The 25,838-nt window shown below is 63.6% G+C and carries 24 protein-coding genes; 19 read left to right on the top strand and 5 right to left on the bottom strand.

What is annotated here, in order from left to right; translation table 11 throughout:
• Positions 1–436: 436 nt before the first annotated feature.
• Positions 437–1,810 carry an FAD-dependent oxidoreductase gene (locus tag H9627_RS07555; RefSeq protein ID WP_191733391.1) on the bottom strand — a complete coding sequence of 458 codons (1,374 nt, stop codon included), beginning with the start codon at positions 1,808–1,810 and terminating at the stop codon, positions 437–439.
• 416 nt (positions 1,811–2,226) lie between these two features.
• On the opposite strand from H9627_RS07555, the gene H9627_RS07550 reads away from it, so the two are divergent.
• The 8 genes from H9627_RS07550 to H9627_RS07515 are packed head-to-tail and all read left to right on the top strand — an operon-like array spanning position 2,227 to position 10,000.
• Positions 2,227–3,933 carry a nitrite/sulfite reductase gene (locus H9627_RS07550; RefSeq protein ID WP_191733390.1) on the top strand — a complete coding sequence of 569 codons (1,707 nt, stop codon included), beginning with the start codon at positions 2,227–2,229 and terminating at the stop codon, positions 3,931–3,933.
• A complete protein-coding gene (locus H9627_RS07545) occupies positions 3,930–4,193 on the top strand; it encodes a hypothetical protein (RefSeq protein WP_191733389.1) in 264 nt (87 codons plus the stop codon). The genes H9627_RS07550 and H9627_RS07545 overlap by 4 nt, the downstream gene beginning before the upstream one ends.
• Positions 4,190–4,984: a phosphoadenylyl-sulfate reductase gene (locus H9627_RS07540; protein WP_191733388.1), complete on the top strand. Its 795-nt coding sequence runs from the start codon at positions 4,190–4,192 to the stop codon at positions 4,982–4,984. Before H9627_RS07545 ends, H9627_RS07540 begins: the two co-directional genes overlap by 4 nt.
• Positions 4,981–5,907, top strand: coding sequence for a sulfate adenylyltransferase subunit CysD (gene cysD / locus H9627_RS07535; RefSeq protein WP_191733387.1), 927 nt, complete (start codon positions 4,981–4,983; stop codon positions 5,905–5,907). The genes H9627_RS07540 and cysD overlap by 4 nt, the downstream gene beginning before the upstream one ends.
• Positions 5,907–7,247 (top strand): sulfate adenylyltransferase subunit 1, encoded by a 1,341-nt coding sequence (locus H9627_RS07530; protein ID WP_225213593.1) that lies wholly within the window; start codon positions 5,907–5,909, stop codon positions 7,245–7,247. The genes cysD and H9627_RS07530 overlap by 1 nt, the downstream gene beginning before the upstream one ends.
• A gap of 24 nt (positions 7,248–7,271) precedes the next feature.
• Complete coding sequence (locus H9627_RS07525) at positions 7,272–8,009, top strand: sirohydrochlorin chelatase (RefSeq protein WP_191733386.1); 738 nt, start codon at positions 7,272–7,274, stop codon at positions 8,007–8,009.
• Between the two features lie 35 nt (positions 8,010–8,044).
• Positions 8,045–9,016, top strand: a complete 972-nt coding sequence (locus H9627_RS07520; RefSeq protein ID WP_191733385.1) for a sulfite exporter TauE/SafE family protein — start codon at positions 8,045–8,047, stop codon at positions 9,014–9,016.
• An 18-nt stretch (positions 9,017–9,034) separates the two neighbouring features.
• A complete protein-coding gene (locus tag H9627_RS07515; RefSeq protein WP_225213592.1) occupies positions 9,035–10,000 on the top strand; it encodes an LLM class oxidoreductase in 966 nt (321 codons plus the stop codon).
• A gap of 65 nt (positions 10,001–10,065) precedes the next feature.
• Here H9627_RS07515 and H9627_RS07510 read toward each other — a convergent pair whose 3' ends face one another.
• The gene (locus H9627_RS07510) at positions 10,066–11,457 is read right to left on the bottom strand and encodes an NAD-dependent succinate-semialdehyde dehydrogenase (RefSeq protein ID WP_191733383.1); all 1,392 of its coding nucleotides are present in this window, start codon (positions 11,455–11,457) and stop codon (positions 10,066–10,068) included.
• A 121-nt stretch (positions 11,458–11,578) separates the two neighbouring features.
• Between H9627_RS07510 and H9627_RS07505 the strand changes: the two genes are divergently transcribed.
• Entirely contained in the window at positions 11,579–12,148 is a 570-nt protein-coding gene (locus tag H9627_RS07505) for a nucleosidase (protein ID WP_191733382.1), read from the top strand.
• A gap of 10 nt (positions 12,149–12,158) precedes the next feature.
• Here H9627_RS07505 and H9627_RS07500 read toward each other — a convergent pair whose 3' ends face one another.
• A complete protein-coding gene (locus H9627_RS07500) occupies positions 12,159–13,535 on the bottom strand; it encodes an AI-2E family transporter (RefSeq protein ID WP_404826197.1) in 1,377 nt (458 codons plus the stop codon).
• An 85-nt stretch (positions 13,536–13,620) separates the two neighbouring features.
• Between H9627_RS07500 and H9627_RS07495 the strand changes: the two genes are divergently transcribed.
• From H9627_RS07495 to exaC, 10 genes are all read left to right on the top strand, one after another.
• Positions 13,621–14,214, top strand: coding sequence for a signal peptidase I (locus H9627_RS07495; protein WP_225213591.1), 594 nt, complete (start codon positions 13,621–13,623; stop codon positions 14,212–14,214).
• 186 nt (positions 14,215–14,400) lie between these two features.
• Positions 14,401–14,937 (top strand): SipW-dependent-type signal peptide-containing protein, encoded by a 537-nt coding sequence (locus tag H9627_RS07490; RefSeq protein ID WP_225213590.1) that lies wholly within the window; start codon positions 14,401–14,403, stop codon positions 14,935–14,937.
• A 54-nt stretch (positions 14,938–14,991) separates the two neighbouring features.
• Positions 14,992–15,588, top strand: a complete 597-nt coding sequence (locus H9627_RS07485) for a SipW-dependent-type signal peptide-containing protein (protein WP_191733381.1) — start codon at positions 14,992–14,994, stop codon at positions 15,586–15,588.
• Positions 15,589–16,977, top strand: a complete 1,389-nt coding sequence (locus H9627_RS07480; protein WP_225213589.1) for a hypothetical protein — start codon at positions 15,589–15,591, stop codon at positions 16,975–16,977.
• Positions 16,970–17,596, top strand: a complete 627-nt coding sequence (locus H9627_RS07475) for a hypothetical protein (RefSeq protein ID WP_225213588.1) — start codon at positions 16,970–16,972, stop codon at positions 17,594–17,596. Before H9627_RS07480 ends, H9627_RS07475 begins: the two co-directional genes overlap by 8 nt.
• Positions 17,597–17,866: 270 nt before the next feature.
• Positions 17,867–19,726 carry a molecular chaperone DnaK gene (gene dnaK, locus H9627_RS07470; RefSeq protein ID WP_191733379.1) on the top strand — a complete coding sequence of 620 codons (1,860 nt, stop codon included), beginning with the start codon at positions 17,867–17,869 and terminating at the stop codon, positions 19,724–19,726.
• Positions 19,726–20,439, top strand: coding sequence for a nucleotide exchange factor GrpE (grpE, locus tag H9627_RS07465; protein WP_191733378.1), 714 nt, complete (start codon positions 19,726–19,728; stop codon positions 20,437–20,439). Before dnaK ends, grpE begins: the two co-directional genes overlap by 1 nt.
• A 242-nt stretch (positions 20,440–20,681) precedes the next feature.
• Positions 20,682–21,869: a molecular chaperone DnaJ gene (dnaJ, locus tag H9627_RS07460; protein WP_191733377.1), complete on the top strand. Its 1,188-nt coding sequence runs from the start codon at positions 20,682–20,684 to the stop codon at positions 21,867–21,869.
• A gap of 205 nt (positions 21,870–22,074) precedes the next feature.
• Entirely contained in the window at positions 22,075–22,419 is a 345-nt protein-coding gene (locus tag H9627_RS07455; RefSeq protein WP_404826199.1) for a heat shock protein transcriptional repressor HspR, read from the top strand.
• A 394-nt stretch (positions 22,420–22,813) separates the two neighbouring features.
• Positions 22,814–24,334 (top strand): acetaldehyde dehydrogenase ExaC, encoded by a 1,521-nt coding sequence (gene exaC / locus H9627_RS07450; protein ID WP_191733376.1) that lies wholly within the window; start codon positions 22,814–22,816, stop codon positions 24,332–24,334.
• 56 nt (positions 24,335–24,390) lie between these two features.
• On the opposite strand, the gene H9627_RS07445 is transcribed toward exaC, so the two are convergent.
• The gene (locus H9627_RS07445; RefSeq protein ID WP_191733375.1) at positions 24,391–25,542 is read right to left on the bottom strand and encodes an alpha/beta hydrolase; all 1,152 of its coding nucleotides are present in this window, start codon (positions 25,540–25,542) and stop codon (positions 24,391–24,393) included.
• Positions 25,539–25,790, bottom strand: coding sequence for a hypothetical protein (locus H9627_RS07440; RefSeq protein ID WP_191733374.1), 252 nt, complete (start codon positions 25,788–25,790; stop codon positions 25,539–25,541). Before H9627_RS07440 ends, H9627_RS07445 begins: the two co-directional genes overlap by 4 nt.
• Positions 25,791–25,838: the final 48 nt, after the last annotated feature.

The raw sequence follows: 25,838 nt of genomic DNA, 5'->3' as shown, positions 1-25,838 counted from the left end.
CGGCACACCCCTCTCGAACCCTAGTTGTTGTCCTGAGTGCAACCTTGTGCTCACAGGCCAACAGCTGGGCTGAAATCCCGCCCGGGATGACCTTTTTGGGGCCTGGTTGTTGGCATGAGTGCAACCTTGCGCTCACAGACCAACAGCTGGGCTGAAATCCCGCCCGGCACACCCCTCTCGAACCCTAGTTGTTGTCCTGAGTGCAACCTTGTGCTCACAGGCCAACAGCTGGGCTGAAATCGCGCCCGGCACACCCCTCTCGAACCCTAGTTGTTGTCCTGAGTGCAACCTTGTGCTCACAGACCAACAGCTGGGCTGAAATCCCGCCCGGCACACCCCTCTCGGGGCCTGTTTGTTGGCATGAGTGCAGCCTCGTGCTCACAGGCCAACAGATCCACACCTGAAAGAAAACCCAGCCCCAAACGGCCCGAGTCCGTTAGACAACCACCGGCACTTCGCGGGCGTGCTGGACCATTTCCTCCCAGTCGACGATCTTCTTGCGCTCGCGGTCTTCGGCCTCGCCGAGTGCACGCTCGGCGGCGTCGAGGCGGTACCAGCCTTCCCAGGTGGTGTAGGGGATGTCGCGGTCGTCGAGAAGCTCGACGATTGCGTCGCGGTCGGGGTATTTCGGCGCAGCGAGCTTGCCGGCTGCGGCGTCGGCGACGAGCATGTCGGTGGTTTCCTTGGCGTCGGATTTGGTGTTGCCGATCAGACCGATCGGTCCGCGCTTGATCCAGCCGGTGGCGTAGAGGCCCGGGACAGGGTCGGCGCCGGGTGCCTGGAGGACATGGCCACCATCGTTGGGGATGACGTGCTTCTGGTCGTCGAAAGGCACGCCCTCGATGGCGTCGGACTTGTAACCGACGGTGCGGTAGACCGCCTGGACTGGCCATTCGGTGAATTTGCCGGTGCCGTTGACACCACCGTTGCCGTCGAGTTCGGTGCGTTCGGTGCGCAGGCCCACGACGCGGCCGTCCTTCTCCAGGATCTCCACGGGGTTTTCAAAGAGGTGGATCTGCAGAGTGTGGGGGGCGTCCTTCGGCTCGCGGATGGCGTACTGCTCGAGGATCTGGCAGACGAGGTCCTGGGACTTGGAGGAGCGGCGGGCGTCCTCGGAGGCGGCGTCGTAGTCGATGTCCTCGGGGTCGACAACCACGTTGATGGTGTCGGAGTGGTCGAGTTCCTTGAGCTCCTGCGGGGTGAACTTCACCTGGGCGGGGCCACGGCGGCCGAAGATGTGGACCTCCTCGGCCTGGTTCTTCTTCAGGTTCTCGTAGACATTGTCGGGGATTTCGGTGACCTTGAGTTCATCACCGGTCTTGGCCAGGATGCGGGCGACATCCAGGCCGACGTTGCCCACGCCGATCACGGCGACAGACCGTGCGGACAGGTCCCAGTCGCGGGGGAAACGTGGGTTGCCGTCGTAGAAACCGACGAAGTCGGCGCCACCGAAGGAACCCTCTGCGTCAACACCGGGGATGTTGAGGTCACGGTCGCGGACAGCGCCGGTGGAGAACACCACGGCGTCGTAGTAGTCGCGCAGCTCGTCGACGGTGATGTCGCGGCCGATGGTGATGTTGCCCAGGAGGCGCAGGCGTGGCTTGTCCAGCACGTTGTGCAGGGACTTCACGATTCCCTTGATGCGTGGGTGGTCCGGTGCGACACCGTAACGGATGAGTCCGAAGGGGGCGGGCATCTGCTCGAAGAGGTCGACGTGGATCTCGTGCTCCTCATTACGGATGAGGAGATCGGAGGCGTAGATGCCGGCGGGGCCGGCACCGATGACGGCGACGCGCAGTGGGGTGGTCATCTGCTTGAAACCTTTCGTGCCCGAGGGTGCGGGGGCGTGTTCTGAGGGATTGTCATGCGGTGGCGGGGTCAGCAGGATCCGACCACTCTGTCTGCTCAAACAGACAAGTTTCTAGACCGCTTGGTCTGTAAAAGTAGCAGGACGTCCCAGATCTGCAAAGTGTTTCCGCTATTAAATTCATCAAGTCTAAAAAAAGTAGACAAGTCTGTCTAATATATTCACACCATAGCTACCCTTAAAAAGCCAGCTAAATCCACTTAAACCTGATTTTTCAAGTGGAATCCATGTCACATTCTGAATTTAAGGGTTGTTGTAGACAGATCGGTACGTATAGCTTCATTCACTGACAGATAGAGAAGTTGAACCAGCCTCCACAGGATCGGTGGGGCACCACGTTGTCAGGAGCAAGGAACACCATGTCGCCAACAACCGCGCCAGAGCAGGCACCGGAGAAGCCGGCCCGCCCGGCCCGCCCGGCACGCAAGCCGAAGCCCGAGGGGCAGTGGAAGATCGACGGCACCACGCCGCTCAACCACGCTGAGGAAGTCAAGCAGGATGAGCCCGCCTTCGAGGTGAAGCAGCGGGTGATTGACATCTACTCCAAGCAGGGTTTCTCCTCCATCCACCCGGATGACATCGCCCCGCGTTTCAAGTGGCTCGGCATCTATACCCAGCGCAAACAGGACCTCGGCGGTGAGCTGACCGGCCAGGTCCCTGACGCTGAGCTGCAGGATGAGTTCTTCATGATGCGCGTGCGTTTCGACGGCGGCCTCGCCTCCCCGGAGCGCCTGCGCGTGGTCGGTGAGATCTCCCGCGATTATGCCCGGTCCACCGCCGATTTCACGGACCGCCAGAACATCCAGCTGCACTGGATCCGCATCGAGGATGTGCCCACCATCTGGGAGAAGCTCGAGTCGGTCGGCCTGACCACCATGCTCGGTTGCGGTGACGTTCCCCGCGTCATCCTCGGCTCACCCGTTGCGGGTGTCGCCGCCGAGGAGCTTATCGACGCCACCCCCGCCATCGACGCCATCCGCGAGCGCTACCTCAACCGCGAGGAATTTCATAACCTGCCCCGTAAGTTCAAGTCCGCGATCACCGGTAACGCCCGCCAGGATGTCACCCACGAGATCCAGGATGTCTCCTTCGTGCCGTCCATCCACCCGGAGCACGGTGTCGGTTTCGAGTGCTTCGTCGGTGGTGGCCTGTCCACCAACCCGATGCTCGCGCAGCCGTTGGGTGCGTGGATCCCGATCGATGAGGTGCCCGAGGTCTGGGCCGGTGTCGCGGGTATCTTCCGTGACTACGGTTTCCGTCGTCTCCGTAACCGTGCGCGTCTGAAGTTCCTGGTTGCGCAGTGGGGGATCGAGAAGTTCCGTGAAGTGCTCGAGACCGAGTACCTGGAGCGCACGCTCATCGACGGACCTGAGATCACCACCAACCCGGGTTACCGCGACCACATCGGCATCCATCCGCAGAAGGATGGGAAGTTCTACCTCGGTGTGAAGCCGACCGTGGGTCACACCACCGGTGAGCAGCTCATCGCCATCGCCGATGTCGCCGAGAAGCACGGCATCAGCCGCATCCGCACCACCGCGGATAAGGAGCTGCTCTTCCTCGACATCGAGCGCGAGAAGCTCACCGAGGTTGCCCGCGACCTGGATGAGGTCGGTCTGTACTCCTCCCCGTCGGAGTTCCGCCGCGGCATCATCTCCTGCACCGGCCTGGAGTTCTGCAAGCTGGCGCACGCCACCACCAAGTCGCGGGCCATTGAGCTTGTCGACGAGCTGGAGGAACGCATCGGCGACCTCGACGTGCCCATCAAGATCGCGCTGAACGGCTGCCCGAACTCCTGTGCCCGCACCCAGGTCGCCGACATCGGCTTCAAGGGCCAGACCGTCACCGACGCCGACGGCAACCGCGTGGAGGGCTTCCAGGTCCACCTCGGCGGTTCGATGAACCTGGACCCCAACTTCGGTCGCAAGCTCAAGGGCCACAAGGTCATCGCCGATGAGGTCGGGGAGTACGTCACCCGCGTGGTCACCAAGTTCAAGGAGCAGCGCACCGCGGATGAGCAGTTCCGCGAGTGGGTCCAGCGCGCCGCGGAGGAGGATCTGAGTTGAGTTTGCGCCGCAAGCCGAACCCCAACCGTAACCATCCGCTGTTCTGCCCCTACTGCGCCGGTGAGGTTCTCTTCCCCAATGAGGAGACCGAGTTCGCCTGGTTGTGCGCGGACTGCACCCGCGTGTTCGAGGTGAAGTACCACGGCCAGGACGATCCCGTCGTCCGGCCGGCCGCCGCGAAATCGACATCGCAGGCACTGAAGGAATCCCTGGCCCGACACGGCCACCAACTACCCGAAGGAGGAGACACACACCAATGAGCTTCGCTGCCATCAACGCCATCAATGCCCTGAAGAACACCGGTCCCACCCATGACCCGGAGGTCTCCCCGGAGGGCCCACGGGCCACCGCACCCCTCCCCGAGGACGTCGCGCACCGCAACCGGGAGCTCGTCGACAAGCACGCCGACGAGCTGTACCACGCGGACGCCGCCACCATCCTGGAGTGGGCGGCCGAGCACGTGCCGGGGCGCGTCGCGGTCACGCTGAGCATGGAGAACACTGTGCTGGCTGAGCTGGCCGCGCGTCACCTGCCGCAGGCGGATTTCCTCTTCCTGGACACCGGGTACCACTTCGAGGAGACCCTCGAGGTGGCCCGCCAGGTGGATGAACGCTACAGCCAGACGCTGGTCACCGCGCTGCCGATCCTCCAGCGTGAGGAGCAGGATTCGCTCTATGGAAAGAACCTGTACCGCAGCAACCCGACGGCGTGCTGCCGGATGCGCAAGGTGGAGCCCCTCGCGGCCAGCCTCTCGCCGTATGCGGGATGGATCACCGGCCTGCGACGCTCCGATGGACCCACCCGCGCCCAGGCTCCGGCGCTGTCGCTGGATGCCACCGGCCGGTTGAAGATCTCCCCGATCATCACCTGGTCACTGGAGGAGACCAATCGGTTCATCACCGACAACAACCTCATCGATCACCCCCTCACGCACCAGGGATACCCATCCATCGGTTGCGCCACCTGCACCCTGCCTGTCGCAGAGGGACAGGACCCCCGTGCCGGCCGCTGGGCCGGAAACGCCAAGACAGAATGCGGACTTCACTCATGACCACAGTTACCTCACCAGCCACCCAGACCGAACTCTCCCCACACCTGAAAGACCTCGAGAACGAATCCATCCACATCCTGCGCGAGGTGGCCGGTCAGTTCGATAAGATCGGCCTGCTGTTCTCCGGCGGCAAGGATTCCGTCGTGGTCTATGAACTCGCCCGCCGCGCCTTCGCACCGGCCACCGTCCCGTTCGAGCTGCTGCACGTGGACACCGGCCACAACTTCCCCGAGGTCCTGGACTTCCGCGATCGCCTGGTCGAACGCACCGGTGCCCGCCTGCGTGTGGCCAAGGTCCAGGACTGGATCGACCGCGGTGACCTGCAGGAACGCTCCGACGGCACCCGCAACCCACTGCAGACCGTCCCCCTCGTGGAGACCATCGCCGAACAGGGTTATGACGCCGTGCTCGGTGGTGCCCGCCGCGATGAGGAACGCGCCCGCGCCAAGGAGCGCGTGTTCTCCGTGCGTGACTCCTTCGGTGGCTGGGATCCCCGCCGCCAGCGCCCCGAACTGTGGACCCTCTACAACGGTGGCCACCTGCCGGGTGAGAACATCCGTGTCTTCCCGATCTCCAACTGGACCGAGGCGGATATCTGGGAGTACATCGGTGCCCGCGGCATCGAACTGCCCCCCATCTACTTCTCCCACCAGCGTGAGGTCTTCGAGCGCGATGGCATGTGGCTGACCCCCGGCGAGTGGGGTGGCCCGAAGAAGGGTGAGGAGATCGTGACCAAGACGGTGCGCTACCGCACCGTCGGTGACATGTCCTGCACCGGTGCCGTGCTGTCCGAGGCACGCACCATCGACGATGTGATCGAGGAGATCTCCACCTCCACCCTCACCGAGCGTGGCGCCACCCGCGCCGACGACCGACTCAGCGAATCCGCCATGGAAGACCGTAAGAAGGAAGGCTACTTCTGATGACCGCCCCCACCCTGAACCCCGAAACCGCCGATACAGCAGCCACACAGGCAACCCAGACCGCCGCCGCCAAGATCGCCCAGCGCGAGACCCTGCGTCTGTGCACCGCCGGCTCCGTTGATGATGGTAAGTCCACCTTCGTCGGTCGTCTGCTCCATGACACCAAGTCCGTGCTCGCCGACACCCTGGCCTCGGTGGAGCGCACCTCCGCCGACCGCGGTTTCGAGGGCCTGGACCTGTCCCTGCTGGTCGACGGACTGCGCGCCGAACGTGAACAGGGCATCACCATCGATGTGGCCTACCGTTACTTCGCCACCGACAAGCGCACCTTCATCCTGGCTGACACCCCGGGCCATGTGCAGTACACCCGCAACACCGTCACCGGTGTGTCCACCTCCCAGGTGGTTGTGCTGCTGGTGGATTCCCGCCACGGTGTGGTCGAGCAGACCCGTCGTCACCTCTCGGTGGCCGCGCTGCTCGGTGTGAAGACTGTGATCCTGGCGGTGAACAAGATCGACCTGGTGGATTACTCCCAGGAGATCTTCCAGGGAATCGAGAAGGACTTCGCCGAGCTGGCCACCGCGCTGCGCATCGAGGATGCCCGTGTGGTGCCGATCTCTGCGCTCAAGGGTGACAATGTCGCCGAGCGTTCCACCAACATGGACTGGTACACCGGTCCGACCGTGCTGGAGATCCTCGAAACCGTCGAGGTGTCCCGCGGCCGTGCCAACGACCTGGGCTTCCGCTTCCCGATCCAGACCGTCATCCGCGAGCACGCCACCGACTACCGCGGTTACGCCGGCACCATCGCCGCCGGTTCCATCGCGGTGGGGGATACCGTCTACCTGCCGGAGGGGCGCACCACCGAGGTCACCCACATTGACTCCGCGGACGGCCCCCAGCAGTCCGCGGCCGTTGGTGATGCGGTGGTCCTGCGCCTGGCGCACGAGATCGACCTGATCCGTGGCGAGCTCATCGCCGGTGAGGACCGCCCCGAGGCTGTCCGCAGCTTCAACGCCACCGTCGTCGGCCTCACCGACCGTGACCTGCGCCCGGGTGCCCCGGTCAAGGTCCGGTATGGCACCTCCCTGGAACGCGGCCGCATCGCCGCCGTCGAGCGTGTCCTGGACATCGACGGCCGCAACGACGATGAGGCACCGGAGTCCTACGGCCTCAACGACATCGCGCATGTGCGCATCGATGTCGCCTCCGAACTGCCCGTGGAGGACTACGCCGCCCGTGGCGCGGTGGGCTCCTTCCTCCTCATCGACCAGAGCTCGGGTGACACCCTGGCGGCCGGCCTCGTCGGCCACCGCCTGCGTGACACCTGGGACATCTAGAACAGCCCAGTTAGGAAAAGCACCATGATCCCCCTGATCACCCTGTCCCACGGTTCCCGCAAACCCTCGGCCGCCGCCGGAATCACCGCGCTCACCGCGGCAACCGGCCGGATGCTGCAGGTCGATGCCGTGGAGGCACACCTGGAACTCGCCGACCCCTCCCTCGATGAGGTCGTCGGTCAGCTCGCGGAACAGGGTGTGACCAGGGCGGCTCTGGTTCCTTTGCTGTTCACCGATGCCTTCCACAACAAGATCGATGTGCCGGAGGCCGTCCGTGATGCGCAGCAGCGCCACGGGGTCACCCTCCTGGTCGGCCCCCACCTGGGAACCTCCGCGGACGTCGCCGGTGTGCTTTGCGACGTCCTGCCCCCTTCACTCCCGGTGGGTACCCACATCATCCTCTACGCCGTGGGCAGCTCCGATGCCGCGGCCAACGCCGCGGTGGAGGGCCTGGCTGAGGCCGTGGCGCAGTGCTCCGGTTACTCCGCCGAGGTGGTCTACGCCACCAGCGGTCCCGGTGTCGGTTTCGGCGGCGCGGCGGTGATCGAAGCCGCCCGCGGACACAGCGATGTCCACATCCTCCCGCTGTTTGTCACCGAGGGACTCCTGCTGGACCGGGTCCTCGACCAGGTGGACAACATCGCCACCGCCACCGGCGCCCGGATCACCCACTCCGCACCCCTGACCACCTCACTGGCACCCCTGGTGGCCGCCCGTTACCGCGCAGCCCTCAGCGAGCTGCTCACAGAATCCCGAGCCTGACCTCCTGCTTTTCTCACCGCCCATAAAGGACACACATGCAGACACTCATCCTGATCGCAATCGCAGGCCTGGCGGCCCAGCTTGTCGACGGCGGCCTCGGCATGGGTTTCGGTGTCACCTCCACCACCATCCTCATCATGCTCGCCGGCCTGGGCCCGGCGCAGGCCTCCGCGGTGGTCCACACCGCCGAGGTGGGCACCACCCTGGTCTCCGGCATCAGCCACTGGAAATTCGGCAATGTGGACTGGAAGGTGGTGCTCCGCCTCGGAGCCCCCGGTGCCATCGGTGCCTTCGCCGGTGCGACCTTCCTGTCCAATCTCTCCATGGAGGCCGCCGCACCGGTCACCTCGGCGATCCTGGCGCTGATCGGCATCAACCTGGTGTGGCGGTTCAGCAAGGGGCGGGTGCGCCGGACCTTCTCGGAGCGACCGCACTCCGCCGGTTTCCTCGGCGGTCTGGGCATCATCGGTGGCTTTGTCGACGCCTCCGGTGGCGGCGGCTGGGGACCGGTGACCACCTCCACCCTGATGACCCTGGGACGCACCGAACCCCGCAAGATCGTCGGTACCGTCAACACCGCGGAGTTCCTGGTCTCGGTGGCAGCCACCCTCGGATTCATCATCGGGCTCTGGTCCGATCTGGTGGATAATCTCGCAGCCGTGGTGGCGCTCCTGATCGGCGGCGCGATCGCAGCTCCCATCGCCGCGTGGATGATCAGCCGGGTCAATGCCACCGTGCTGGGTGGCTTCGTGGGCACCGCCATCGTGGCCTTGAATGCCCCGAAGGTCTGGAACGCCCTGGGTGTGGAGTTCGGTTCCGACTGGATCGTGCAGCTGGCGATCGTCCTGATCGGTGTCACCTTCACCATCATTGGTATCCGTCGCTACCGCACCAACCTGGCCGAGGCACTCGCCGCGGAGGCAGCGGCTGACGCCGTCGGGGACCGCACCCCTCTCACGGCCGAACCGGAGTCCACCGAGAAGCCCCTCAAGGTGCGCAACCGCTGATTCTCTATGGTGGGGGACATGGATCCCTTCTCCCTGTCCACCACACCGGTGACCTCCCTGCCGGGGTTCAGCAGAGTGTTTCCCGGCAACCGGATGACCCTCGGATTGGCCTTACCACTGGATTCCGGCGATCCCGAGCGTCCTGATGTGGACATTCCCCGCCAGATCAGTTTGATACAACGTGTGGAGGCCGCCGGGTTCGCCGCGGTGTGGCTCCGTGATATCCCGCTCCGTGATCCTGATTTCGGGGATGTGGGGCAGGCCTGGGATCCGGTGTCGTACCTGGGGTATCTGGGGGCGTCGACAAGCTCCCTGGCGCTGGGGACCGCTGCGGTGGTCGCCCCGCTGCGCCACCCGCTCCACCTGGCCAAACAGGCGGCCAGCATCGACCACCTCACCGGTGGCCGCTTCCTGTTCGGGGTGGCCACCGGGGACCGCACGAGTGAATATCCGGCGTTCGGCGTGGACAGCGGGGCCCGCGATGAGGTGTTCCGCGAACATCTCGATGTGATGCAGCAGGCGTGGACCACGGAGAAGCGGGGCATCCGGTGGTCGGGTGGACGGATGTGGGGCGGGGATGTGATTCCTAAGCCGGTGGCGGTGCGTCCGCCACTGCTCACCGTGGGGTCCTGCCTGCAATCCATGGCCTGGCACCGTGAACACGCCGATGCACACGTGACCTATCAGCGACCCCTGGAGACACAGCGCACCTATATCGCGGGGTGGCGCGAGGAGGGCAACACCAAACCCTTCGCCATGTCGATGTCGCTGGATCTGCACGCCGACGCGCACGCCCCGGCGGGAGCGATCAAATTCGGGTGGCGCGTCGGCGCACGGCGGCTGGTGATGATCCTGCGGGAACTGGAGGCCATGGGTGTGGATCACGTGATCCTGGGGCTCAAGCGCGGCACCCGCCCGGTGGAGGATGTGCTGGATGACCTGATCCGGGACGTGCTGCCGGAGTTCACGGTGGAGGAGACGTAACAGAATGAGAAAAGCGCCGACCACCGTCATTGGTGGTCGGCGCCCTCCATGGGGAGCTACAGGGGTTAGAAGCTGCCGTCGATATCCGAGACGACAACGACCTTCTGGTTGACGAACTCCTTGATACCCAGATCGATCAGCTCGTGGCCGTAACCGGAATTCTTCACGCCACCGAAGGGGATGTCCGCCTTCACGCCGGTGGGCTGGTTGATGTAGACCATGCCGGTGTCGATGCGGCGCGCCACCTTGCGGGCACGCTCGATGTCCTCGGAGAACACCGATCCACCGAGGCCATACGGGGTGTTGTTGGCCAGGCGGACGGCATCGTCCTCGTCCTTCGCGCGGTAGAACTGGGTGACCGGGCCGAAGAACTCGGTGTGGGCGGTCTTGGAATCATCGGGGATGTTGGTCAGCAGGGTCGGGCGGAAGAAAGCGCCCTGCTCCGGCACCTCGGCGCCGATGGCCTCGACAGTGACGCCCTCCTCGCGGGCCATCTCCACCTGGGCTGCCAGGTCATCGGCGGCCTTCTGTGAGGACAGCGGTGCGAGGGTGGTCGCAGGATCCATGGGATCACCGGCAACCAGCTCTGCCACATGCTTGGTGTATTCCTCCAGGAATTTATCGGCGACCTCATCCACCACGATGAGGCGCTTGGAGGAGACACACACCTGGCCGGCGTTCCAGTGGCGACCGAACGCAGCCCAGCGGGCGGCCTTTTCAATATCGGCATCCTCCAACACCACGAAGGCATCCGCGCCACCGAGTTCCAGGGTGGACTTCTTCAGGTTCTTGGCAGCGGTGGCCGCGACCACAGAACCTGCCCGCTCGGAACCCGTCAGTGCGACACCCTTGATGCGGGCATCCGCCAGGATGCGGTCGGTGGCATCGTGGTTGGCGAAGATATTGGTCAGCAGACCCTCGGGTGCACCGGCATCCAGGTAGAGCTGGACCATGGCCAGGGCTGACTGTGGGACATTCGCCGCGTGCTTCAGCACGATGGTGTTACCCGCCATCAGCTGCGGTGCGGAGATGCGGATGACCTGGTAGAAGGGGAAATTCCACGGTTCGATCGCGTAGAGGACACCCAGTGGTTCATTCACCAGTGCCACATCGGTGTCGCCGAAGCCCTCGGCACGCAGGTAACGGGGAGTGAGGTGCTCCGGGCCGAACTTGGAATAGTACTCGAGGATGTTGGCGGACAGTTCCACCTCGGCCTCGGCCTCGCCGATGAGCTTGCCCATCTCCAGGGTGAGGATCTCGGCATAACGGCGGGAATTGTCCCGCAGCTGCTGGGCTGCGCGGCCGAGCAGTGCTGCACGCTCCTCCACAGGCTGATTCCTCCAGGACAGGAATGCCTCGTGGGCACCTGCGATGGCGGTCTCGATCTGTTCCGGGGTGGCATCGTCGAAGGCCTTGACGGTTTCGCCGGTATAGGGGTTGACGGTTTGATAAGCCATTTGATAAATCCTTCCTAAAAATACTTCCTGATTATGTGATGTCTCCTATCATAGCATAAGTTGACGTGTCAAGTATTTGGGAGTGGGGGGCCGCTGCGATTGGGTCGGTTAGGGTGAAACAGTGACCACAACACTCTTTGTCTCAGCCACCCGTGAAGAAGCCGCCCACCTGCCCGCCGGCACCGATCTGTTGATCACCGGCGTGGGCACCCTGAGCTGCGCGATCCGGCTCACCCGGGAACTGGCCGGGCGCGGGCAGCTTCCCGACCAGATCATCAACATCGGAACGGCCGGGGCATTGCGGGATGGCATCAGTGGTGTCTTCGAGGTCAACCACGTCTACCAGCACGATTTCTCCAGTGACCTCATCTCACAGATGATGGGCCGCCCGCATCCCAACGGGCGTATCCTCCCGGTCACCGGTCGGCTGCCCGCGGTGCGCCTGGCCACGGGCGACGCCTTCATCAGTGACACCACCACCCGCGACCGGCTCGGCAGAAACGCGGATCTCTGCGATATGGAGGGCGCCGCGGTGGTGGCGGTCGCCGACAGCTTCGGCATCCCGGTCACCCTGCTCAAGCAGGTCAGCGATCAAGCCGACGAGACCGCCGCAACCACCTGGTTCGAGGCGGTCGACACCGGGGCGAGGGAGCTTTACGACGCCCTGCTCACCCACGGCTTCCTCACTTAAGGCGGGAAAATTAGTCCTTCACGGGCGCGGAACCTGAACGGTCCGAGGGCGTCTTGCGGCGACCGACATTGGCCAGGCGTTCACGGACCGCCTGGAAGGCCTCCGTGGAGGTGGAGCCGGTCTTGCTGGCGGAACGCTTGGTCTGAATCTTGATGTCATCAACGGTGATCTCACCGGAGCGCAGCGAGACCAGTTCCGCGTGGTAGCGGAACCACACGGCGACCACGGCGGCCACCGGTACGGCGAGGAAGGCACCCAGGATGCCAAACAGGGTGGAACCGATGGTGACGGACAGCAGCACGATGGCTGCGTGCAGCTGCATGGCCTTGCCCTGCAGGAATGGCTGGAGGACATTGCCCTCCAGCTGCTGCACCAGAACGATCAGGGCGAGCACCAGCAGCGCATTGGTCAGACCGTTGGTCACCAGCGCGATGATCACGGCCAGGGCACCGGCGGTGAAGGCGCCGATGATCGGGATGAAACCACCGAAGAAGGTGATCACCGCGAGCGCCAGTGCGAGGGGGACCTGGAGGACGACCAGGCCGATGCCGATGAGGACGGCGTCGACAAGCGAGACCAGCGCCTGGGTGCGGATGAAGCCGGCCAGGGTGTTCCACGACCGGGTCAGCACCTCGGTGAGGTGCCAACCGGCGTTGTCGCCGGTGTACTTACGCAGCCAGGGCAGGAAGTTCACCCCGTCCTTGAGGAAGAAGAACGTCAGGACGAACATCACCACGATGGTGACCACGACGGTGGTTGCCGCGGAGACACCGGTGAATACACCCGAGGCGATATTGGACGCCTGGTCCTGGACCCACTGGGTGGCGTCGTTGACGAACTCGTCGACACGCCCCAGGTCCAGGTTCAACGGGCCGTTCTGCAACTGGTCGAGCAGGGACTGGACACCCTCGTAGGCCCGCTCCCAGACCTGTTGCGACTGGCTGACCACACTCGGGGCGATCGCGGTGAAGATGCCACCGATGAAGAGGAAGAACCCGAGGATGGTGGCGATCGCCGCGAGGGCGGGCGGCCACTTGTGGTCACGGAGGAACTTGGTCACCGGCCACAGGACCGTACACACCAGCAGTGCAAGCAGGATGGGCAACAGACCGGCCCAGATAACCGCCAGCCCCCGCCACAGGATCCAGCCCGCGATGACGAAGACGATGAAACGCAGGGCCCACCCCGCAGCCCACCGTCCGTCGCGACCGATCACGGCGGCGCGGTCGATCGTCTGGGAGGAGTCGACTGAGTCGAACTTCTCGAGGTCGCCCTCGACAGCCTCGGAGAGCTTCTCGGACATGTCCTTACCCGACCCGTGGAGCTGCGGTGGAATGTCCTGCTCCTGATCCGGGGCTTGCGGGGGGATGTCGGAATTATCGTTCATCAATGCTCCAACTACTAGTGGTGGACGTGGTCGTGTCCTATGGACAGCAAGGTTACCGGGAAACGGGTTGTTAGTCTGGACGGGAATGCTGACATGGGTGGCTGGTGGGAGGAGTGGGGTGGGCGTCGCAAAGCACAGGAAGGGCGACGGTGGGCGCGCGCCCGGACGCGTGAGGCGTGTGCTCGCCTGGCTCGGCGAGGCGCTGTTGACCCTGCTGGCCGTGTTCGGTGTGGTGTGCGTGGTGGCGGTGATCGCCGCCTACTTCTTCGGCATCAACATCATGCTGTTCAAGACCGGGTCCATGTCCCCGGAGATCCCCGCCGGTTCCGTGGCGCTGGTCAGGACGATTCCTGCTTCCGAGGCGGAGGTGGGGGATGTGGTCATGGTGGACCGGCCCGGTCAGCTGCCGGTCACCCACCGGGTGGTGTCGAATGAACCCGATCCGGCGAACTCTCCTGAGGGGCGCATCATCGAGATGAAGGGTGACGCGAACAATCAACCGGACCCGTTCCCGTATCACGTGGACGAGGTGAAATTATTGTTCTGGTCGCAACCCGGATGGGGACACGCGGTCGCCCGGCTGGCGGATCCCCGGACTCTGGGGTTGGTAACGGTCGTGGTGGCGGGATTGGTCACCTGGGCCTTCTGGCCACGCCGTCCGGAGGGGGAGAACGTGTGATTCCGCGCACGAAAGCTTGATTTGTGCAGGTCAAATGCCCTAAGTGTGCGTCAGGGGGTTTATTTCACAATGCTGATCTTATATTATTAATTACTGAGGAATGAACCGGAGAAAACTTAAAAACAGGTGTGGATATCGGTCGCTCTGGGAGGATTTTCCACGTCAGATCAACAGGTAGGTAGGGCCATGGGGCAGATATCGCGTCGGCTGCGGGCACTCGCGGCGGGTGGCGCTGTGCTCGGCCTCGGTGCTGTGGTGACCCTGGCCGCCTGGAGTGATGTCCAGACCTTCGAGGGCTCCTTCCAGGCGGGTAGTTTCGGCATCCTCGGTTCAGCTGATGGTGTGACCTGGACCAGTAATACCGACACCCCTCTTGAACTGACCTTCGCCGGTTCCGACAACCTGGTCCCGGGAACCGCCGTCTATACCGGATACCACCTGAAGAACATCGGAACGATCCCGGCCTACATCACCTACTCCGTTGCTGAGCAGGGGGCACTGACCCTGGGCACCGACCTCACCTACCAACTCGTGCGCACCGCCGCGCCTGCCTGTGACGCGACTGCGGTGGCAGGGGGTACAGCCGTCAACACCGGGGAGGAATTCACCCTCGGGGTGGAGGCCAGTCAGTCATACTGTCTCGAGGTGACCCTGTCCGGTGACTACGGGGAGGGCCTGGCGGAAAGTAGTGCCGTCACCTGGAGATTCGATGCCGTTCAGTGACCGGGATAATTCCGGGCGCAGATGGCAGGACAAGCAGAAATGGTCTGAATAACAGTGGCACAGAAACGACAACTCCGGGCAGTACTGGCATCCGCCGTGGTGCTGGGGTTCGGTGCTGTCACCACGCTGGCGCTGTGGTCGGATTCAGATACCATCTTCGGCACCTTCACCTCCACTGGGTTCACGGTGGAAAGCGCCTCCGCCGCGGATGGGGAGTTCCGGGAGCAGAGCGGTTCCGGAGGTGCAGATGATGCAGTGACGCTCAATTTCGGCATCCCCTTCGGTGGTCTGGTACCCGGGGAGCCGGTGGAGACGGAACTGTGGTTCCGCATGGCCACAGCCACCTCCGGGGAGGTGCAGGTGCTCGCCCCGACGGTGGAACAGACAGACCTCAATGAGTACCTGGATATTGAGGTCGCCACCGGTGCGTGCTCCATCCACGGGCAGGTGCTGCAGAGCGGTGTGCTGGGGGAGCTCACCCCCTCCACGCAGACCCTCAAGCTTCCGCCCGGTGATGATTCCGGATCCGGTGCCGCCCAGGCAGTGTGCATCGAGGCGACCCTCCTGGACACCGCCGACCTGGGTGTGGGGAATTACTCCACCGGTGCTGTCGAGTGGAACTTCCACGTCACCGAGAGGGTGGTGGGGTAGATGTTCCAGGAACGACGATCGCTTTTCCTGCCAGCCGTGCTGATCGCCCTGATCACCCTTGTCGCCGTGGCGTTGTCCTGGGGTGTGGTCAGCGTGGTGGTTGGTGCACAGGAGGGCAGTGACCAACCAACCCTGATCCCGGCCACCGATTCGGTCACCTTCGACGCGGAGTTCCCCTCCCCGGAAGTGACGACGCGGTGGGCGCACACCAGTCTTGATACCAACGTCGAAGACCACGTCCTTGAGATCGACACTCCCACTGGCCTGCAGACCCGATCGTGGACCGGGGGGCCGGATAAGCTGAACGGTGCTGAGTGGCAATATTCAACCGACACCTGTGTCTATGGCGGGATCTCCGATGGGGTCATAGATGAGTCGGAGGCATGCTTTAAACCAGGGGGTATCGCAGGGGCGTCGACCACCGACGGTGATTATGACCTCTTTATGAAGGCCTCGCTGCTTGGGCTGGAGCTTGATGTCCCGGCTGTGGGTGCCAGTACCGAGTCGTCCATTGTCACAGAAACCCAGTGCTATATGGACGACGACGGTGTTGCTCGGGCGGTAGCTACCCCACCTGCTGGAATCGTAAAGTACGGAGGAAGTAGCACTCTCGGAATCATCTCCAATGCGACAGAAGTCGACCTGTCCAACGTGGAAAATGGACACACATACTCACACGATATTTCGCTGGGCTCGCTGTTATTTGGGCAGGGTACCGTCTTTGTGGAGGTGAAACCCAGCTGGGGTGTGTCCCCCGACGAGCGCAGTGCATATTCGCAGGTCGATTTGGGGTTCCGGGTGGAGGGCCGCGGGCTTGGGGGATTGCTGGGATTGATTTCCCATGATTCCGGTTGGCACGATGTCACCTTCCGTTCCGAATGTAGATTCGCCATGAATGGTGAGCAGCCGTTGTGGCTGATGCGGGCGGCGCCCCAGCTTAATAGGGTAGCGCCGGTCACCTCCGCGACGGGGAGCCCGCAGACCTCCGGGTTCACCACCGAGGACTTCCTGACCTGGCAGGGCTGGGAGTACCACCTGTTGGCCACCCGTGAACTCGATGCGCTGGACCGCCTCACACTCGAGGCCGTCCTCGACGAGATCGCCGCCTCCGGCGGCGTGGTGGGAACCAACTGGAAGCTTTTCGACGCGTCCACGGCCGGCGAACCGGTCCCGGTCGTGGAGGTCGTGCTTGTCGACGGCGCCGTCGCCCAGATCCGGCCGATCGTCGACGGTGTCGCATCACCTCTCCCTGACGTGATCCCCACGACCTCGATAACGCCCACCACCGTCGCCCCCACGACCTCGGCAACCCCGACTCCATCGGCCACTCCCACCCCGACTGTCACCGTCACGCCCCAGGACGATCCGGTCGGTGATGGCGATGGGTAATTTCCTGGCATCCCGACGTCGGATGGCGGCATTGCTGTGCATCCTGGCGGGGCTGGTGGCAGTGGTGGTGGTGCCGTTCGTCGTCACGCAGGCGCAGCGGGCTGCCACCCACGCCGCGGTGGCTGAGTTCCGGACCACGGTTCAGCCGATGTTGAACCTGGAGGGTTCTACCGATGGCATGAACTGGGTGGATTCGGCCACCCTGGAGTTCGGGCCTGAGCAGATGGCATTGAAGGTGGGGGAGGCCAATGCTGTCTACTCCCCACTGTGGGTAAGGCCCGGCGCGGGCACAAACGCCCCCTCCTCAGCCAACGTGTCCGAAACCGGGCTGCCTGATACAGCCTTTGCCCAGGCACTTCGCGGTGAGCTCTACCTGAGCCCGTCCGCCTGTGACGCGAACGGGACCAGTGGTGCGCAACCCATTGGCTCCGGGGCGCTGCGCGGGCAGACCTCATCCCCCTTCGATCTGGAGCAGCCGACCACCATCGGGCGGCCCGGTGAGCCCGTCGAACTGTGCGCCAAGGTCTGGATGAATGACAACAACTGGTTGCTCGCCGGAACCAGCCCGGGTACCGCCCAGGCAGCCTGGAACATCACCGCCACCACGACCCTCCCATAGGCAGATGAGGGCCCTGGATGTCAGCCCTGAGCGAACACAACACCCGGAATTGATACGTGTCGGCTCAGGGTTCTCCCCCGTTTAACCCTGAATACCAGCGAAAATGGGCAAAGTTGAGTCGACAGGGAATAACTTTGGAGTTAAGCTCGTTGCAGAAGGTGTAAGGTTGAGTGTGATCCACTCAAGGGCGTCTGTTAGGCTGGTGCCCGTAAGTTGAGCTGAGTGCAGTCAACCACCGAAAGATAAACCGAAACAACAGGAGGAAATGACATGGGACGTGCAGTAGGAATCGACCTGGGTACCACCAACTCTGTGGTATCAGTACTTGAAGGTGGCGAGCCGGTAGTTATCGCAAACTCCGAAGGCTCCCGCACCACCCCGTCCGTGGTGGCATTCGCCAAGAACGGCGAGGTTCTGGTTGGCCAGTCCGCCAAGAACCAGGCTGTCACCAACGTCGACCGCACCATCCGCTCCGTCAAGCGCCACATCGGCTCCGACTGGTCCGTGGCCATCGACGACAAGAACTACACCTCGCAGGAAATCTCCGCGCGTACCCTGATGAAGCTGAAGCGCGACGCTGAGGCCTACCTGGGCGAGGAGGTCACCGATGCCGTGATCACCGTTCCCGCATACTTCGAGGACTCCCAGCGCCAGGCCACCAAGGAGGCCGGCCAGATCGCAGGTCTGAACGTTCTGCGCATCGTTAACGAGCCAACCGCTGCTGCTCTGGCCTACGGACTGGAGAAGGGCGAGCAGGAGCAGACCATCCTGGTCTTCGACCTCGGTGGTGGTACCTTCGACGTCTCCCTCCTCGAGATCGGTGACGGTGTCGTCGAGGTTCGTGCAACCTCCGGTGACAACGAGCTCGGTGGCGATGACTGGGATCAGCGCGTTGTTGACTGGCTGGTCGAGAAGTTCCAGTCCTCCAACGGCATCGACCTGACCAAGGACAAGATGGCCCTGCAGCGTCTGCGCGAGGCAGCCGAGAAGGCCAAGATCGAACTGTCCGCCTCCCAGAACGCCAACATCAACCTGCCGTACATCACCGTTGATGCGGACAAGAACCCACTGTTCCTGGACGAGAACCTCTCCCGCGCAGAATTCCAGCGCATCACCCAGGACCTGCTCGACCGCACCAAGACCCCGTTCAACCAGGTCATCAAGGATGCCGGTGTTTCCGTCTCCGAGATCGACCACGTTGTCCTGGTCGGTGGCTCCACCCGTATGCCTGCCGTGACCGAACTGGTCAAGGAGCTCACCGGTGGCCGCGAGCCGAACAAGGGTGTCAACCCGGATGAGGTCGTCGCTGTCGGCGCCGCCCTGCAGGCCGGCGTTCTGCGCGGCGAGGTCAAGGACGTGCTGCTTCTCGACGTCACCCCGCTTTCCCTCGGCATCGAGACCAAGGGCGGCGTGATGACCAAGCTCATCGAGCGCAACACCACCATCCCGACCAAGCGTTCCGAGACCTTCACCACCGCCGAGGATAACCAGCCCTCCGTGCAGATCCAGGTCTTCCAGGGTGAGCGTGAGATCGCCAGTGCCAACAAGCTGCTCGGCTCCTTCGAGCTCGGTGGCATCGCACCGGCACCGCGTGGCGTGCCACAGATCGAGGTCACCTTCGACATCGACGCCAACGGCATCGTCCACGTCACCGCCAAGGACAAGGGCACCGGCAAGGAGAACACCATCACCATCCAGGACGGCTCCGGCCTGTCCCAGGAGGAGATCGACCGCATGGTCAAGGACGCCGAGGCTCACGCCGAGGAGGACAAGAAGCGCCGCGAGGAGCAGGAGATCCGCAACAACGCGGAATCCCTGGTCTACCAGACCCGCAAGTTCGTCGAGGAGAACGACGACAAGATCTCCGAGGAGCTCAAGGGCAAGGTCGAGGAGGCCGCCAAGGGTGTTGAGGAAGCACTCAAGGGTGAGGACATCGACGCCATCAAGACCGCCGTCGACAAGCTCAACACCGAGTCCCAGGAGATGGGCAAGGCCATCTACGAGGCTGAGGCCACCGCAGGCGCCACCCAGGCCGACGCAGGTGCCGAGGGTGCTGCAGACGACAACGTCGTCGACGCTGAGGTCGTGGATGAGGACGTCTCCGAGGAGAAGAAGGACGGCGACAAGTAATGACCGATTCCTACAAGCTCCCCGACAACCCGGGTGACCCGGAGGCCACCGACAACGAGGGCATCCACCCCGACGAGGTCGAAAACCTCATCGAGGAGGCCGAGCGCACCCAGGGCGGCAACGAGGACGATGACCTGCTGACCACCGAGCCGGATCCCGTTGTCGACGCCCGCGAGGACGGACGGGATCCCACCCTCGAGGCGGATCTCGAAGGTGACATCGAGGCAGTCCTCGACGACATCGATGCCGAGCTCGGTGTCGCGGACACCCCCGAGGCCACCGACGACCTGCCCACCATCGAGGCACAGCTGGCCGAGCGCACGGAGGATCTCCAGCGCGTCACCGCCGAGTACGCGAACTACCGTCGCCGTACCGACCGGGAACGCGCCGGGATCATCGACACCGCCAAGTCCGGCGTGATCAGCCAGCTCCTCCCGATCCTCGACGATCTGGACCTGGCAGAGCAGCACGGCGACCTGGCAGAAGGGCCGCTGAAGGCGTTCGCGGACAAGTTCCGTAACACCCTCACCAGCATGAAGGTTGAGGTCTTCGGTGCACCCGGTGACGCCTTCGACCCGGAGATCCACGAGGCAGTTCAGGATCTCTCCGAGGGTGACACCAAGGTCATTGGAACGGTTCTCCGCAAGGGGTACCGCTTCAACGACAAGCTGATCCGCAACGCGATGGTCATCATCGCCGACCCGGAGAAGTAGGTCACCCGCACCGGAGACGGTGTGGGAGGCGGACAGTGGTTCGTCGAAAAGCGTGGCACCACCCCGCCGGGTGGTTCCTCCAACATGGGGCGCGGTGTCTGGAAAGGCCCCGCGCCCTTTCCCATCACTGGGCGGACACCGCCCGTGGGATGGAATACTTTAATAAACAGCACGTTAATGAACTTGTGAATAACACGATTTGAGAACCTCACACATCATGAACTGAGGGGAGGAGATGCCCAGTGAATAATGCAGAATGGGCAAATAAAGACTATTACGCGGACCTGGGTGTCTCCAAGAACGCCAGTGCCGACGACATCAAGAAGGCCTACCGCAAACTCGCCCGCGAGAACCACCCGGACAAGAACCCCGGGGACCAGGTCGCCGAGGACCGCTTCAAGAAGGCCGCCGAGGCCTACGACGTGGTTGGCGATGAGGCCAAACGCAAGGAATACGATGACCTGAAGAAACTGCTCGCATCCGGTGGGATCCGCGGTGGATTCGGAAGCGGGGGTGCCGGCTTCCCCGGCGGGTTTCGCTCGACGCAGGGCTTCGATGCGTCCGACCTCTTCGGAGGAGCCGGACAAGGTGGAGGATTTTCTGCGGACAGCGGTCTGGGCGATATCTTCGGTGGCATTTTCAACCGCGGCGGTAGTCCTCGCCAGTCAGCTCGGCCGACGCGGGGGGCGGATGTAGAAACCGACATCACCCTCGAATTCCAGGAGGCCGCTAAGGGCACCACCATCCCGGTGGAACTGACCGGTGAGGCACCCTGCAACACCTGCCACGGTTCCGGCTCCGCCTCGGGCCAGCCCTCCAAATGTGGGCAGTGCAACGGCTCCGGTTTCACCTCGGAGAACAAGGGCGCCTTCGGTTTCTCCGCACCCTGCACCAACTGCGGTGGCACCGGTGAAGTCATCACCGATCCGTGTGCCGACTGCCGCGGACGGGGCACCGTGCGCCGCACCAGGTCCATCACGGTCCGCATCCCGGCCGGTGTCGAGGACGGCCAGAAGGTCCGTCTGGCAGGGCAGGGTGAGGCGGGCCCCAACGGCAAACCCGCCGGTGACCTCTTTGTCCGTGTCCACGTCAAGGAGGATCCCGTGTTCGAGCGCGAGGGGAACAACGTCCATGTCACCGTGCCGGTGAGTTTCTCGGAGCTGGCCCTGGGTGGGGCGATCTCTGTGCCCACCCTGGACAAACCGGTCAAACTCAAGCTCGCGCCGGGCACCCCGGATGGACGCACCCTGCGCGTGCGGGGTCGTGGTGTGGAAACCCGCACCACCAAGGGTGATCTGATGGTCACCGTGCAGGTCACCGTCCCACCCACCCTCGATGATGAGGCAGCCGAGGCGCTGCGCGCCTATGCGGAGGCAGAGAAGAAGTCAGGTTTCGACCCCCGTGCCAACTGGGCGGGGAATAACCGCTAGACCGCCACCCGGATGGGAGGTATCCGTCGAGGATCACCACATCCGGGAGGCGATGCGGGGACAGTAGGAGAAGGCGACGAGAACAATGTCTACCACCAGCAAGCACCAGGACCACGCCAACGGTCAGGAACCACAGAACGGTTCCGAGCACACGGGGTTCAGCGGCGAGGTCTATGTCATTTCCGTTGCCGCTGAACTCGCCGGCATGCATGCCCAGACGCTGCGCACCTATGACCGGATGGGGCTGGTCACCCCACGCCGCACCCGGGGCGGGGGCCGCAGATACACCCGGGATGATGTGGAACTCCTGCGCAAGATCCAGCGGCTCAGCCAGGAGGACGGGGTCAACCTGGCCGGAATCAAGGCCATCATCGAACTCGGCGAGGAGAACCGTCGGCTGAGGGACTCCCTCCGCAATCTCAAGGCGGAGAACGAGTCGCTCACGGGCGAACTCCGCCGCGGTGGAGGTCGCCCCCGCGGTGAACTGGTTCATGTGCCCCGGTCCACAGCGCTCGTGATGTGGGAACGACGCAAGGGGCGCAACTCCTAGCGGGGCGGTTCCACATAAAAACAGGGTGGTGCATGGTGATCATGCACCGCCCTGTTGTCTGTGGTCTTCTTCGCCGTGCCGATCATCTCCATAGGCGACCTGCGGGGGTGGTCACGCACTTTTTCTACCGTATTCCTGGCTGCGGGGATGGAGGGCGCGAGGGGGTGGGGGTGGGCACGGTGGTAGCGCCGGAACCGGCCGGGCGTTATGGTGGCAACAATGCGGGATTATGTGCCCGCTGTCACAAAGGTTGATCAGGTGTCACCTGACGCACAATACGGACCCATGGTGGGGGACGGTAGCCCTACGCTCATCCCTACTGCCGTTCCCAGCCGTGATCCGTGGCGCGCTCTGTGGTCGCCTGGTCTGCGATTTTCCTAGCGAAGGAGACACCATGACCGTCTATGCCAACCCGGGGACCGAAGGCTCGATCGTCAACTACAAGAAGCGGTATGACAACTACATCGGTGGGCAGTGGGTACCACCGGTGGAGGGCCAGTACATGGAGAACATCACGCCGGTCACCGGCGAGGTTTTCTGTGAGGTCGCGCGTTCCACTGCAGCTGACATCGAAGCAGCCCTGGATGCGGCCCACGCGGCAGCTCCTGCATGGGGCCAGACTTCTGTTGCTGAGCGCGCATTGATCCTGCACCGTATTGCGGACCGTATGGAGGAGCACCTCGAGGAGATCGCTGTCGCGGAAACCTGGGAGAACGGCAAGGCTGTCCGTGAGACGCTTGCCGCTGATATCCCATTGGCCATTGACCACTTCCGTTATTTTGCCGGTGCCATCCGTGCACAGGAGGACCGTTCCTCCCAGATCGACCACAACACCGTTGCCTACCATTTCAATGAGCCCATCGGCGTTGTCGGCCAGATCATCCCCTGGAACTTCCCCATCCTCATGGCTACTTGGAAGATCGCCCCGGCACTTGCCGCAGGTAATGCCATCGTGATGAAGCCCGCAGAGCAGACCCCGGCGTCCATCCTCTACCTGATGAACATCATCGGAGACCTCCTTCCAGATGGTGTGCTCAACATCGTCAATGGTCTCGGTGAGGATGCAGGTAGCGCACTGTCCAGCTCTGACCGTATCGGCAAGATCGCCTTCACCGGTTCCACCCAGGTGGGCAAGATCATCAACAAGGCTGCTTCCGACAAGATAATCCCGGTGACACTGGAGCTCGGTGGCAAGTCCCCATCCATCTTCTTCAAGGACGTGATGTCTGAGGACGATGCATTCCTCCAGAAGGCCGTCGAAGGCTTTGCCATGTTCGCCCTGAACCAGGGTGAGGTCTGTACCTGTCCTTCCCGCGCACTTGTCCATGAGTCCATCGCGGATGAGTTCCTTGAGCTCGGCGTGGAACGCGTCAAGAACATCAAGCTGGGCAACCCGCTGGATACTGAAACCATGATGGGTGCTCAGGCCTCCCAGGAGCAGATGGACAAGATCTCCAGCTACCTCAAGATCGGCCCCGACGAGGGGGCGGAAACCCTCACCGGCGGCAAGATCAACAAGATCGACGGTCTGGACAACGGTTACTACATCGAGCCGACCGTGTTCCGTGGCACCAATGACATGCGGATCTTCCGTGAGGAGATCTTCGGACCGGTGCTCTCCGTGGCCACCTTCTCCGATTTCGATGAGGCCATCCAGACCGCCAACGACACCAACTACGGTCTCGGCGCCGGCGTGTGGACCCGTGACCAGAACACCGTCTACCGTGCCGGCCGCGCTATCCAGGCAGGTCGTGTCTGGGTGAACCAGTACCACAACTACCCGGCGCACTCTGCCTTCGGTGGCTATAAGGAATCCGGCATCGGTCGTGAAAACCACCTGATGATGCTGGCTCACTACCAACAGACCAAGAACCTCCTGGTCTCCTACGATCCGAACCCGACCGGCCTGTTCTAAGCCTGTTCTAGACACCCCAATATGATGCCGCACCCCCACACCAAGGGGGTGCGGCATCAGCCCTGTTCAGCCTTGCTGTCCACCACGTCCCTGACCCGGTCGAGGAACCCCGGGTCATCCCAGTACCCGGAATGGGACACATCAGATTCCCACACCTCGGAGCCGAACCAGGGGGAGGTCGGATCCCTGCCGTGGACCCCGTTGACCATGGTGGTGGCCAGGCCGATGGGATCCCGAGTGCCAGTGACGGCATACACATCGGCGTGGATATCGCGGGCATGCCCCACACCTGCGCCGGGACTTCCCACCAGGATCACGGCATCGAAACCATCCGGGCTCTCCGATGCAGCTGTGCCCACCACCACGGAACCGTAGCTATAACCCAGGCCCACCCGTCGTTGATCCGGGCGTCGGGTGGCCAGCGCCTCCTGAAAGGTCCGGAGTTCACGTCCCGCCACCTCGGCGCTGCGCCCGGAGATCGCGTGCGGGATGCCCGGGGGTGCCGTGTACCCGGACCACAGGATGGTGGCGGCTCCGGTGGCCTGGTGGATCCGGCGTGCCCGGTCGAGGTTGCCCTGCCAGTGGACGGGATCGGAGGATCCCACCCCGGCGACCATGGTGGTTACCGCAGCCGACTCATCAATGTCACCGAAGGCGGCGGCGAAGGTGCCGTCGCCCACTTCGAGGAGCATGAGATCGGGGTTAGCGTCGACAAGCTCCCGGATCAGGGGTGGAGCGTTCATATGGTGGAATTCGTGGATCGCGGTGGCGGGCAGGTCCGCGACATCCCCGAGTGCCTGCACCGGTGGGGCCGCGGTCGGGGTGCACAGGGCCCCGATCTGGCGGGCGCACATGAAGTCCAGGAGATCACCCATCATGGTGAGATACCGCAGGGTGGCGATGGCCTCCGGGGCGATGCCCGCCCAGCGTTCCACCACCCACAGATGTTGCTCCAGGACCCGGGCCAGTCCCGCGGCACTGAGCAGGAACCTGGCCACCGAGCTGATCTGGTCGACGGTGTCGGTGATGGTGGTGTTGTGGGCGTGCAACCTCCGGATCCCCAGGACCAGGGCCTCCGAATCGGTGAAATTGAGCAGGTCATTCCACCGCAGGGACCGCTCCTCCGACTGCCCACCCAGTGCCCGCCCGATCTCCTCGAGCACGCCGGCCAGCTCCTCCAGCTCGTGGCTCTTCAATGCCAAGGTCACAGGTGCCTCCCCAGGTCGGCAGCCAGGGCGTCATCGAGGTGGCAGAAGGACCGCGCCAGGGTGTCCATGGAGTGCAGGGAGGAGGCGAGGGTGTGTTCGGCGTCGTAAAGCAGGGCCCGCCAGCCCGCATCGGCGGCGCGCAGGGCACTCTCGGTCCGGCTCGTACCTCCGGTCGGGGTGAGGGGTGGGAAGAGCAGGTCACGGGTGGTGGCGGCAAGGTGCTCGGGGAAATCTGTCGTCATGAACATGCCACTCAGTCAAGGGCCGCACGAGGTAAATGACAAGAATGGGTGCAT

The organism is Corynebacterium gallinarum, from assembly GCF_014837045.1.
In the GTDB taxonomy this organism is placed as follows: domain Bacteria; phylum Actinomycetota; class Actinomycetes; order Mycobacteriales; family Mycobacteriaceae; genus Corynebacterium; species Corynebacterium gallinarum.
This window is presented reverse-complemented; position numbering and strand designations above follow the sequence as displayed.